A 12031-nucleotide genomic window follows, 5' to 3' on the forward strand; every position below is an offset into this window, starting at 1 on the left:
GGGCCGGCGCGGCCCGCTGTGCTCTAGGGAGACGTGGACGGCGTGGTGCCGCCGACCTGGACCGCGGGCTTCTGCTCGTCCTGCTTGATCGAGTAGCGCACGAGCGCGCGGAGCACGTCGTTGCGCTGCACGTTGCCGAGGACGCTCTTCATGTCCTCGTAGATCGACGGATCGACGAGGAGCCCGCCGAGCGTCCCCTTGCCCGCCCTCATGTCGTGCACGATGGCCCGCAGGTCGCCGGTCATCGCCGTCACGTTGGCGAGCGCCTCGGCGCCGTCGCCGTCGCCGCCGTAGAGCGCGTCGTGCGCGAGGCTGTCGCTCTCGCGGATCCCGCGCAGCGTCATGGCGACCTCATCCGCGGCGTTCCCGAACTGCTGGATCTGCTTCTGCGGGCCGTCGCCGTAGATGACGTCGTGCGCGAACCCCGGCCCCTCCTTGACGCGCGAGACGACCCCCCTCACCTCGCGCAGCGTGCCCGCGAGCTCCGTGCTCACGCGGTCGAGGCTCGCCAGGGTGCGCGAGATGCGCTCGGCCTCCTCCGGGTCCGTCAGGAAGCGGTGCGGATAGCCCTCCCCCTCCGTCACCTGCTTCATCAGCGTGTTCGTCGAGGCGACCGTCTCGCGGAGATCCTTGTGCAGCTTCTCGTCGGCGATGCTCTCCGTGACCTTCTGGATGTTGTCGAGCGTCGCCTCGGCCTTCTCGGCCATGCCGGTGACCTTCCCCATCACGTCGGTCGGCACCTCGCCCGGGATGTGCCCCCCCGGCGGGACCGACTCCGCGCTCTCCCCCTTCGTGATCTCCAGCATCTTGTCGCCCAGCAGGCCCTTGTTCGCGATCTGGGCCTTGCTGTCGGTCCGGATCCGGCTCGCCTCGCTCTCGACGACCTCGAGCTTCACGTAGATCTTCGTGTCCTTCGGGTCAGGGCCGTAGCCGACCTCGGCGACATGACCGATGTCGATGCCCCCCATGCGGATGGGCGCGCCCGGCTTGAGCCCCTGCACGTCGGCGAAGTTCGTCGCGAACTCGACGGAGGAGTCAAAGAGTCGCCGCTCGTCTCCTATCAGGAAAATGACTACGGCGGAAAGTACAAGCCCCGCCAGCACAAAGAGTCCGACCTTCAGATCGCGCGCTCTGCCCATGCGGAAGGGCATCTTGCGCTATCTCGGGGGGATCGTCACGCGCCGAGAAGCGTCTGGACGTCTTCGTTCACCGGGGCGGTCCCGGTAATGAAATCGGCGACACGAGGATCTCGCGAGGCCCGGAACTCGTCCGGCGTGCCCCAGGCGATGACCTCGCCGCGGTAGATCATCGCCATCCGATCCGAGATCGAGAACGCGCTCTTCATGTCGTGCGTCACCACGATGCTCGTCACGTTGAGGGCCTGCTTGAGCCCCTTGATGAGGTGGTTGATCCGCTCGGTGTTGATCGGATCCAGGCCGGTCGTCGGCTCGTCATAGAGAATTACCTCGGGCTGCACCGCGATGGCACGCGCGAGGCCGACGCGCTTCTTCATGCCGCCGGAGAGGTCTCCCGGGCGCATCAGCTCGATCCCGGGCAGGCCGACGAGCGAAAGCGCCCAGTTCACCCGCTCGGCGATCTGCGCCTCGGTCATCTCCTTGCGGTAGTGCTCGTGCAGGCCGTAGGCGACGTTCTCGCCGACCGAGGTCGAGTCGAACAGGGCGCCGCCCTGGAAGAGCATGGCGATGCGCTGGCGCACCCCGGCGATGCGCGCCTCGCTCAGGTGCGTGATCTCCTCGCCGTGAAACTGGATAGTTCCACTGTCAGCGTCGAGCAGGCGGATGAGCAGCTTGAGCATGACGCTCTTGCCGACGCCCGAGCCGCCCATGACCGTGAGCGTCTCGCCCGGGTACACGTCGAGGTTCAGGTCGCGGTAGATGACCTTCGGCCCGAAGGCCTTGCGCACATGCGAGAACCGGATCAGCGGCTCAGCCACGCGCGAACGCTAGCACGCCGCGCGGGCCCGCCGCGAACGCTCAGTCGGTCGCCGCGATGTGCTCGATCCGGATCTCGACCGCGTCCCCGCCGCGCCACGCGTCGCGCCGGAGGCGGCCCACCACGTCGACGCGCCCGCCCGCGAACCGGGGCGCGAGCTCGCCCAGCTCGAACCCGAAGCACGAGATCTCCCGCCGGGCCAGGGTGAGCTCCAGCTTGAGGTGGCCCTTCAGGTTCCTCGCCGAGCGAACGGCCGCGCCCGGCAAGAGGACGTGGGCCGCGCGGTTTCCCTCGCCGCACGGCTCGAGGCGCTCGAGGTCGCGCGCCACGGCCGCCGGGTCGTCGCGATCGTCGAGCCGGACGTGCGCGACCGCGAGCCCCGCGGCGGCCGGGAGGTCCTGCTCGCGGAAGACGTCGCACCACGCCGCCCGGAGCGCCTCGACGCGGTCGGCGCGCACCTCGACGCCGGCGGCCGCCTGGTGGCCGCCGAAGCCGACGAGCTCGGCGCGGCAGAGGGAGAGCGCGTCGTGGAGCCGCGCGCCAGCCGGGCCGCGCACCGAGCCGCGCCCCTTGGCGCCCTCGAGGGCGATGACGATCGTCGGCTTGCCGTAGCGCGACGTGATCCGGCCCGCGACGATGCCGACCACGCCGGGGTGAAAGCCCTGCCGCGCGATGACGATCGCCGGATCCCGGTCGAAGCCGGCGCGCTCGATCTCGGCGAGCGCGGAAGCGAGCATCTCGTCCTGGATGGCGCGCCGCTTCATCTGCGCCTGCTCGACCGTCGCGGCGAGCGCGGAGGCGGTCACGCCGTCCTGCGCGAGCAGGAGCTCCAGCGAGACGTCTGGATCCCCGAGCCGGCCCGGCGCGTTGAGGCGCGGCGCGATCCGGAAGGCCACGTCCTCGGCGGACGCGCCGCGCCCGAGGTCGAGGTTCGCCAGCGCCGCGAGCGCGCGCAGCCCTGGCCGGGGCCCGGTCTGGAGCACGCCGAGGCCGGCGCGGACGAGCGCGCGGTTGTCGCCGGTGAGCGGCGCGACGTCGGCGACGGTGCCGATGGCCACGAGGTCGAGGTAGGGGCGCAGGTCGAGCGACGAGCCGAGCTTCTTGCGCACGGCGGCCAGGAGCGAGAGGGCGAGCCCGCAGGAAGCGAGCCCCTTGTACGGGAAGCCGCAGTCGGCGCGGTGCGGGTTCAGGAACGCGATGGCCGGGAGCGGATCCGCCGGCACGAGGTGGTGGTCGATGACGACGCAGTCGATGCCGGCCGCGCGCGCGGCGGCGAGCCGCTCGTGGTCGCTGGAGCCGCAGTCGCACGTGATGAGCAGCGTCGGGCAGGCGCGCAGCACGCGCTCGAGCGCGGGCGCCGAGAGGCCGTAGCTGCCCTCGGCGCGCGTCGCGAGGAGCGGCACCACCTGGCCGGAGAGGGCGCGCAGCGCGCCGGTCATGATCGCGGTCGCGGTGATCCCGTCGCAGTCGTAGTCGCCGAAGACGGCGATCCGCTCGCCGGCGCGCACGGCGCGCGCGATCCGCTCGGCGCTCGCCTCGCGGTCGGCCATGTCGTCGGGCGACGTGAGGTGCGAGAGCCGCGGGTCGAGGAAGCGCCGGGTCGCCTCGTCCGGAGCCCGGCCGGCCCGGTGCAGGATGTCCGCTACCGTGATCGACAGCCCCAGCTCGCGGGCCATCGCGAGCGCGTCGGGCGACGCCTCGCCTGGATCCGCGATGCGCTCGGCGCAGGGCGCGCCCGCGCCGCCTCGCCCCGGGTGCGAGGCGGCGGGCGGCGCCTCGCGCTCGGCGAGCTCCTTCCAGGCCTCGGTGGCCGTGCTCGTCATCACAGGAGCGGGTACACCGGCGCGGCGGGGGTGTCTACGGGATGGGCTCGGGCCGCACGAGCGGCCTCGGCGCGTCGATCACTCGAGCGACCGCGGCCGCGGCGTGTCGATCAGACGACCGCGTCGGCGCGCTTCTGCGCGCGGACGCGGCTGACCTTCTTGCGCTTGCCGGAGTTCGCGCCGAAGAACCGGCGGTCGATCCACTCGGTGAGCGGCGCCGCGACGTAGATGGAGGAGTACGTGCCGACGACGATGCCGACGACGAGCGTGAACGCGAAGTCCCGGAGGACGCCCGTCCCGTAGAAGAGGAACATGATGAGCGACAGCAGCGTCGTCGCGGACACGAGGATCGTTCGTCCGAGCATCTCGGAGAGCGAGAAGTTGATGACCGCGGCGAAGCTCATGTCGCGGTGCTTCGACAGGTTCTCGCGGATGCGGTCGTAGACGACGACCGTGTCCGTGATCGAGTAGCCGACGATCGTGAGCAGCGCGGCGACGGTGGAGAGGGTGATCTCGCGCTGCGTGATCACCATGGCGCCGAGCGCGATGCCGACGTCGTGGACGAGCGCGACGATGCCGCCCGGCGCGAACCGGATGTCGAACCGGAACGCGATGTACGCCATGATGAAGAAGATCGTGATGAGGATGCTCTTGATGGCGGCGTCGCGCAGCTGCGCGCCGGCCTTGGGCCCGATCCACTCGACCCGCAGCGCCTGCTCCGGCACCCTGTCCGCGCCGAGGTGCTGCCGGAGGCCGTCCATCAGCTGGTCGCCCTTGGACTTCAGGTGGAGCTCGACCTTGTGGTCGCGCTCGCTGACGACCACCGGGTTGTTCGCGCCGGGCCGGAGGTCGACGCCCTCGATGCCATCGAGCTGCTTCTTGATCCCCTCCAGGTCAGGCGGGGCGTCGTAGCGGGTGGAGATCTTGTCGCCGCCGGGGCTGAACTTGACCTCGGTCGCGCGCACCGCCGGCGGGCAGCGATCCTCGGGGACGGGGACGTTCTCGGGCGGCAGGCACAGATGATCGCGCACCGTCGCCTTCTGCTGCTCCGACAGCGCAGAGACCTCGTGCACCCGGATGAGGTAGCGGTTCGGGTTGGTCTGGTCCGCGACGGACACGACGTCCGGGGAGTCGAAGCCCGCCTTGGTGACGGCCTCGCGGACCTCGGCGCTCGAGACCGCGCTCTTGAAGGCCACCTCGATCTCGGTGCCTCCTTTGAAATCCGTCCCGAGCTTCGGCCCCGGCACGATGAACGAGATGATCGACAGGATGAGCAGCACCCCGCTGAGCCCGATGAAGAGCCAGCGCTTGCTCATGAAGTCGAACTGGCGGCCAGGTTTGATGAGTTCCATCGTCGTGTCCCAACTCTCGGAGCTCCGCGCCCGCGGTCTCCTTCAGAAAGCCGGAGATCCGCGCTCGCGGCCTCCCTCAGAACGCGGAGCCCCGCGTCCGCGTCTACCTCAGCCGAGCGAGAGCGTCTTGATCTTCCGGCCGCGGACCGCCCAGTCGAACATCAGGCGGGTACACACGACCCCTGTGAACAGGCTGATGGCGATCCCGACGATCAGCGTGATCGCGAAGCCCTTGATGGGGCCCGTGCCGTACTGCGCGAGGATGAGCCCCGAGATCAGCGTCGTCACGTGGCCGTCGAGGATGGCGCTGAACGCCTTGTCGTAGCCCACGTCGACAGCTGCGCGCGGGCTCTTGCCGTTCCGGAGCTCCTCCCGGATGCGCTCGTTGATCAGCACGTTGGCGTCGACCGCGATGCCCATGGTGAGCACGAGGCCGGCGATTCCGGGCAGCGTCATCGACGCGCCGAACATCGCGAGCACGGCGATCTGCAGGATGAGGTTGAAGATGACGGCGACGTCCGCGATGAGCCCGGCGCGGCTGTAGATCACCACCATGAACACGACCACGAGCACCCCGCTCGCGATCGCGCCCTTCATGCTCTGCTGGATGGCGTCCTTGCCCAGCGACGGGCCGATGCGCTGCTCGTTCGACGGGGAGATCGGGGCCGGCAGGGCGCCCGAGCGGAGCACCAGCTCGAGCTTGCGCGCGTCCTGGAGCTGCTGGTCAGGGTTCTGCGAGCCCATCGTGATCTGCGCGCGGCCGCCGCCGATCTTCGTCTGGATGACCGGCGCGCTCTCGACCTTCTCGTCGAGGATGATCGCGAACCGCCGCTTGATGTTCCTGCCGGTGATGTCCTCGAACCGGTCGGCGCCGGTCGGGGTGAACTCCATCGACACGTACCAGCCGCCGAGGCCGCCCTCGCTCTGATCGGGGAGCGCCTGCGCGTCGCGCACCATGTCGCCCGTGATCTCGGCCTTGCTGAAGAGGAAGTACGTCCGCCAGCCGATCTCCTCGATGGCGTCCTTCTCCTCGTTGTACTCGTACAGCTTGCCGTAGCCGACCTCGTTGTCGGGCGGGACCTGGAGCGTCCCGACCCACTCGCGCAGCCGCTTCAGGGTGTCGCGCGTCTCCTCGTGCTCCGCGCGCACCATCCGGGCGAAGTGGACCGGCTTGGTCTTCCCGGGGCCGACCGGCGCGTTCTCGATCGAGAACGTCAGCCCCTTCGGGAGGTCCGCCTCCTTGGCGCTCTTGGCGATCGGCTCGAAGAAGTCGTGGTCGTCGTCGACCATCTTGAACTCGAGCCGCGCCGTCTGGCTGATGATCTCGCGGATCGTGTTGAAGGCGCGGTCGTCGTCGCCAGGGACCTCGATGATGACGTCCTCGTCGCGCGTCGAGACGCTCGCCTCCTTGAGGCCGAGGCCGTCGACGCGGCGGAGCACCGTCTCCTTGGCCTGCGACACCGCCCGCTCGCGGATGCCGCTCGAGACCTCGTCGCGGATCCGGAACCGCGCGACGCTGCGGTCCGCCGAGCGCTGGAGCTGCAGCTCCTGCAGGAACTTCGCGAGGAACTGGTCGTTGATCTTCTCGGAGTCCGCCGGGTCGTTGAAGGTGACCACGATCGTGTCGGTCTGCTCGCGCGACTTCTCGATGCGGAGCTTCGTCTGGAGCTTCTGCATCTCGTCGATCGTCGGCGGCTTGTCGCCCTCGTGGAACCCGAACGACGTCGCGAGCGCCGCGCGCAGGTCGTCGTAGTACCGGTCGCGCTTGTCGCTGATCGCCTCGTCGACGTCGACCGTGTAGACCAGGCGGAGGCCGCCCTTGAGGTCGAGCCCGCGCACCAGGCGGAACTGGATGTTCGAGGTGAGAAAGCGGCTGAGCCCGAGCTCGCCCCGCCGCGCCTGGGTCTCCTGCTCCGACAGCTCCTCGGACGACAGGCCCGACTGGTCGGAGCGGCCGTACCGCTCGTCGTGGTACGTCGGGTAGATGCAGAGCGCCGAGCCGAGCGCCAGGAACAGCACGAAGCCCGTCTTCGCCCGCCACGCGAAGTCGATCCACGGCCCGGCGCAGAGCAGCGCCCACGGCACCATCAGCCCGAACGTCGCGAGGGCCCAGAACACGTGGTAGTGGGCCGCGATCGCGGCGGCGCCCGCCGAGAGCGCGGCCCAGGCGAAGACGCTGCGCCGCGAGCGGCTGAGCCACGCGCCGAGGAGGCACAGGCCGGCGACGCCGGCGAACCCGTACTGAAAGATGTTTAGGAGCATGGGGTGTGGCGCCGCGGGGGGCGGTAAAAAGCTTCCTGTGGGGCCGAGCGCCGGCCTACGACTTCTTGTCCTTCGCCTTGTCGTCTGCCGCTGCGACCTCGCCCGGATCGGGGCCCTGGATCGCGCTCTTCAGGATCTGCACGTTCACGCCAGGGGCGATCTCCAGCTTGACCCTGGGTGAGTTCGGGTTGATGTCGATGATCCTGCCGAGGATCCCGGCCTGGGTGAAGACCCGGTCGCCCACCTTGAGGTTCGACTCGAGCTGCTTCTGCTTCTTGCTCTGGCTCCGCGTCATCACGAAGATGAGCAGCAACGGCAGCGCCAGGATGAGGAACGAGAAGCCCATCCCGCCGAACGGCGCGGGCTGCGCCTCCTGCCCCGAAGGCGGCGGCGATGATTGACCTTCGACAGGCGCCGCGGGCGCGGTGCCCGCGCGCCCGGGGGCGGCGTTCGGCTGGTACCAGTTTGAGCTTGCCAAGGTGACGCGTGTCTCCGGGCCCCGACGGGGCTCGCCCGCAAATTGCGGGCCTCTCCCAACCCCCCGGGGCCCGCCTCCATACCCAGGATCCAAGGGTCGCGCAAGGAGCTAGGCGGGCAGCCTCACCCTGGCCCCCTCCGAACTCCAGCCTTGCTGGCTTTTCCGCTCCTGCCCCGCCCTGCCGCGCGGCGCCTGCGCGGCGCCCGCCCGGCGCGGCGTCAGCCGTCGCTGCCGAACACCATGTGCCGGCGGGCCCGCTCGCCGCTCGCGATCTCCGCGAGCGACAGGCGCACGTCGCGCTCGGTGATGGTGCCGTCGATGGTCGCGAACGTCGCCGAGATGATCGGCGGGATGCGCCCGACCCCAGGGAAGCCGGGGGCCCACGTGAGCGCGTCCGCAAACGCGGCCTTCACCCCGGCGGCGAGGGGCCCGTACGGGGCGAGGGGAACGTCGAGGGGCTCGAGCACCACGACGGCCTTGGCCCGCCCGAGCGTCTTCACCACCTCCGCGCCGAAGAAGGGGCGGAGCGCGCGCACGCCCACGAGGCCGATGCGCCGGCCCTGCGCGCGCAGGCTGCGCACGACCTCGCGGGCCGCAGGGAAGGCGCAGCCCATGACGACCATGATCTCCTCCGCGTCGGCGGTGTCGACGCGCTCGATCGCGCCGAGCGACCGCCCGGTCAGCTCGCAGAGCTCCCGCATCGCGCTGGTGAGCGCGAACGGCACGCGCGCGCAGAAGCTCCGCTCGGCCCGCTTGCGGACCACGCCGCGGCCCTGCGGGCGCGGGCCCCCGTCGCCGTCGCTCTCGCCGGGCGACACGTCGATGAAGGTCGGCGGGGTCCGCTCCGGGCCGAGGAAGCGCGCGGCGAGATCGCGCGCCCCGCCGAGGGCGGTCACGTCCGACGGCAGCGCGTCGACGAGGTGCAGGAACGGCGTCTCGCTGTCCTCGGCGGCGCGCCGCGCCACGAGCGCCATGTCGGCCGCCTCCTGGTTGCTCCAGGTGACGAGCACCCCCGCGCCGACGTCGAGGGCCGGCGCGAGCTCGTCGCGCCCCACGGCGAGCCCGCCGCGCCGCTCGATGATGTGCACGGTGACCGGCGTCCGCACCGCGGCCGCCTCGCCCAGCGCGGCGAGGGCCCCGACGAGCTCGTGGGCGCCCAGCACGACGCTCGCCCGTCGCCCGGCGCGCGTGCGCGCCGCGGCCCCGCGGATGGCGTCGACGGCGCTCGCGGCGCGCTCGATCGGCAGATCGCCCGGCACCGCCGCGTGGGCCGCGAAGAGCGCGCTCCCCGCGGCCACCTCGACATACGCGATCACCGCCGCCGGATCCGGCGGCGAGCCTAGACCGTCAGGCCCTGCCATCCAGCCGTTCGTCGCCCGAGCCGCACGCGAGGTCAAGCGCGAGCGCGATCGGATCCCGCGCAGCGACCGGCCTGAAGTGACGCAGCGATCGCGACGCCCGTCTCTGGACGTAAGTCCGAGAAGTGGACCGCCGCGGCGGCGCGGCGCAGCGCGTTCGCCCGGCGGGGCGCGCGTTCGCCTGGCGTGGTGTGCAATACGCGGCGCGCGACGTGGGTCGGGGAGCGCCCCTGCGCCGCGCGCGCCGCCTGGCGTCGCCTCCGGCCCCACCGGCGAGATCGCGAGATCCGGCCACCGGCGCCTGATCTCGCGGAAACTCACGGAGAAGAGCGACCGCGAAAAATGAATTGCTTGACGGACTCTTACCCCCTTGCTAGGAGGCGCTCTCCGTTTCGTCGGCCCCCGCGCCGAGCGGGCGGGACATAGGCGCGTAGCTCAGTGGTAGAGCACTACCTTGACACGGTAGGGGTCGCCGGTTCGAAACCGGCCGCGCCTACAAATCAGCAGGAGACCTAGCCTGCGAGGTTTCATGGCCCTCGATCAGACAGCCCAGGCCGCCTCGGCGGCCCGCACCACGGTGCGCGAGGCTCTCGCCGACGACATCGCCAAGGACCGCACTCTCATCGGCGCTCGCGTCAACGGGCGCCTCCTCGATCTTCACACGCCCTTCGAGCGCGACGGCTCGACCCGCATCGAGCCGGTGCGGACGAGCGATCCGGACGGTCTTCGCATCATCCGGCACTCGACGGCGCACATCATGGCCGACGCCGTGCAGCGGCTCTTCCCGGGCACGAAGGTCACGATCGGCCCCGCCATCGACGCGGGGTTCTATTACGACTTCGACAAGCCGACCGGCCCCTTCACGGACGAGGATCTCGCCAAGATCGAGGCGAAGATGCGCGAGATCATCGCCGCGGGCCGCCCTTTCCGGCGCGACGTGGTGAACCGCGAGGCGGCGCACGAGCTCTTCGCGCAGATGGGCGAGACGTACAAGCGCGAGCTCATCGACGCGATCCCGCCGGGCGAGGACGTCTCGCTATACCGCCACAGCGACGGCGAGCGCGAGTGGGTCGACCTCTGCGAGGGCCCGCACGTGCCGGACGCCTCGGTGCTCCAGGCCGTCAAGCTGGTCAGCGTGGCGGGCGCCTACTGGCGCGGCGACGAGCGCAACCCGATGCTCCAGCGCATCTACGGCACGGCGTTCCCGAGCCAGGCGGCGCTCGACGAGCACCTGAAGCTCCTCGCTGAGGCCAAGGAGCGCGACCACCGGAAGCTCGGGAAAGAGCTCGAGCTCTTCATGTTCCACGAGTACGCGCCGGCGATGCCGTTCCTCTTGCCGCGCGGCGCTCAGGTCTACAACGCGCTCGTCCAGTACATGCGCGACCTCTACGTCGACTACGGCTACGAGGAGGTCATCACCCCGCAGATCTTCGACAAGCGGCTGTTCGACACGAGCGGTCACCTGCCGAACTACCGCGAGAACATGTACCTGCCCGTCACGGCGGAGCACCTCGACGCGGCGCGGCTCGCGCTCCGGCTCGGCGTCTCCCCCGGCGAGGCGGACGCGGCGGTCTACAAGGAAGCGGACAAGAAGCGCGACGCCGCGGTCCTGGAGCAGCTCGCGGAGCTCGAGCGGCTCGCGCAGAAGCCGATGAACTGCCCGAGCCATTGCCTCATCTTCGGGCAGCGGCGGCGCAGCTACCGCGAGCTGCCGTGGCGGCTCGCCGATTTCGGGCGGCTCCACCGGTACGAGCGCGGCGGCGTCGTCCACGGGCTCGCCCGGGTGCGGAGCTTCTGCCAGGACGACGCCCACATCTTCTGCGCCCCGGAGCAGATGCAGGGCGAGATCCAGGCGTTCCTGCGACTCCTGCTGGAGGTGTACGCGGCGTTCCGTTTCGCCAAGATCGACATCAAGCTCGCGACCCGGCCCAAGAAGCGCATCGGCACCGACGCGCAGTGGGACGCCGCGGAGGGGGCGCTCGCGGACGCGCTGAAGCAGGCCGGCCTCCCCTTCGAGATCGCGCCCGAGGAGGGCGCGTTCTACGGCCCGAAGCTCGAGTTCCACGTCGAGGACGCGCTGCGCCGGAGCTGGCAGCTCGGCACCATCCAGGTGGACTACGCGCTGCCCGATCGCTTCGAGCTCGAGTACACCGGCGCCGACGGCGGCGCCCACCGCCCCGTGATGCTGCACCGGGCGATCCTCGGCTCGCTCGAGCGGTTCTTCTCGGTGTACCTCGAGCACATCGGGGGCGCCTTCCCGTCCTGGCTCGCCCCGGAGCAGGCGGTCGTCGTCACGGTCAGCGAGAAGCAGGCCGTCTACGCGCAGGAGGTCGTCGCCCACCTCCGGAGCCGCGGGCTCCGGGCGAGGGCCGACCTCAGCTCCGACAAGCTCGGCGCCAAGATCCGGGCGGCGCGGCTGACGCGCGTCCCGTACGTGGTGGTGGTCGGCGACAAGGAGGCCGAGGGCCGCAAGGTCGCCCCCCGGTCGCGCGACCTGAACAAGGACCTCGGGGCGATGCCGCTCGAGGAGTTCGCAGACCGGCTCGCCGCGGAGTCGAGGCCCCCCCGCCTCGCTGTGCGCGAATCGACTTCGTGATCTGCCGTTCCGGCCGGATCCTCTCGCCGGCAGGCCCCTTCCCCGCTCCCCTGTCGAGCCCGGTGGTCCCGGGCTCCGGCGCACCCGTTCGACGCAGCGGCTGTCGTGCTTGCTGCCGTTGCCTGCGGCGCGGAGTCGGGCGACATTGGCACCGTGATGGTCGCCGCGACCGGGATCGGTCGCGCAGCGGCGGTCCGTCGCTTTCAGAA

At 70.9% G+C, this 12031-nt stretch carries 8 protein-coding genes and 1 tRNA gene; 2 read left to right on the plus strand and 7 right to left on the minus strand.

The window, feature by feature from the left end:
• Positions 1-23: 23 nt before the first annotated feature.
• The 7 genes from WME89_RS28290 to WME89_RS28320 all read right to left on the minus strand — a co-directional run bounded on the left by WME89_RS28290 (position 24) and on the right by WME89_RS28320 (position 9229).
• Positions 24-1139, minus strand: a complete 1116-nt coding sequence (locus WME89_RS28290) for an MlaD family protein (protein ID WP_437617727.1) — start codon at positions 1137-1139, stop codon at positions 24-26.
• A gap of 35 nt (positions 1140-1174) precedes the next feature.
• A complete protein-coding gene (locus WME89_RS28295) occupies positions 1175-1954 on the minus strand; it encodes an ABC transporter ATP-binding protein (RefSeq protein ID WP_437662820.1) in 780 nt (259 codons plus the stop codon).
• Positions 1955-1994: 40 nt separating this feature from the next.
• Positions 1995-3776: a single-stranded-DNA-specific exonuclease RecJ gene (gene recJ, locus WME89_RS28300; protein ID WP_438002809.1), complete on the minus strand. Its 1782-nt coding sequence runs from the start codon at positions 3774-3776 to the stop codon at positions 1995-1997.
• 110 nt (positions 3777-3886) lie between these two features.
• Positions 3887-5128: a protein translocase subunit SecF gene (secF, locus tag WME89_RS28305; RefSeq protein ID WP_438002810.1), complete on the minus strand. Its 1242-nt coding sequence runs from the start codon at positions 5126-5128 to the stop codon at positions 3887-3889.
• A 108-nt stretch (positions 5129-5236) separates the two neighbouring features.
• Complete coding sequence (gene secD / locus WME89_RS28310; RefSeq protein ID WP_438002811.1) at positions 5237-7390, minus strand: protein translocase subunit SecD; 2154 nt, start codon at positions 7388-7390, stop codon at positions 5237-5239.
• Between the two features lie 55 nt (positions 7391-7445).
• A complete protein-coding gene (gene yajC, locus WME89_RS28315; protein ID WP_437617732.1) occupies positions 7446-7868 on the minus strand; it encodes a preprotein translocase subunit YajC in 423 nt (140 codons plus the stop codon).
• Positions 7869-8086: 218 nt separating this feature from the next.
• Positions 8087-9229, minus strand: coding sequence for a transketolase (locus WME89_RS28320; RefSeq protein WP_438002812.1), 1143 nt, complete (start codon positions 9227-9229; stop codon positions 8087-8089).
• A 421-nt stretch (positions 9230-9650) separates the two neighbouring features.
• Here WME89_RS28320 and WME89_RS28325 point away from each other — a divergent pair.
• Together WME89_RS28325 and thrS are read left to right on the plus strand one after the other, a co-directional pair.
• A tRNA-Val gene (locus WME89_RS28325) sits at positions 9651-9722 on the plus strand.
• 33 nt (positions 9723-9755) lie between these two features.
• Positions 9756-11822: a threonine--tRNA ligase gene (gene thrS / locus WME89_RS28330; RefSeq protein ID WP_437662808.1), complete on the plus strand. Its 2067-nt coding sequence runs from the start codon at positions 9756-9758 to the stop codon at positions 11820-11822.
• Positions 11823-12031 lie beyond the last annotated feature (209 nt).

It is taken from the genome of Sorangium sp. So ce321 (assembly GCF_051530195.1).
Classification (GTDB): Bacteria; Myxococcota_A; Polyangia; order Polyangiales; family Polyangiaceae; genus Sorangium.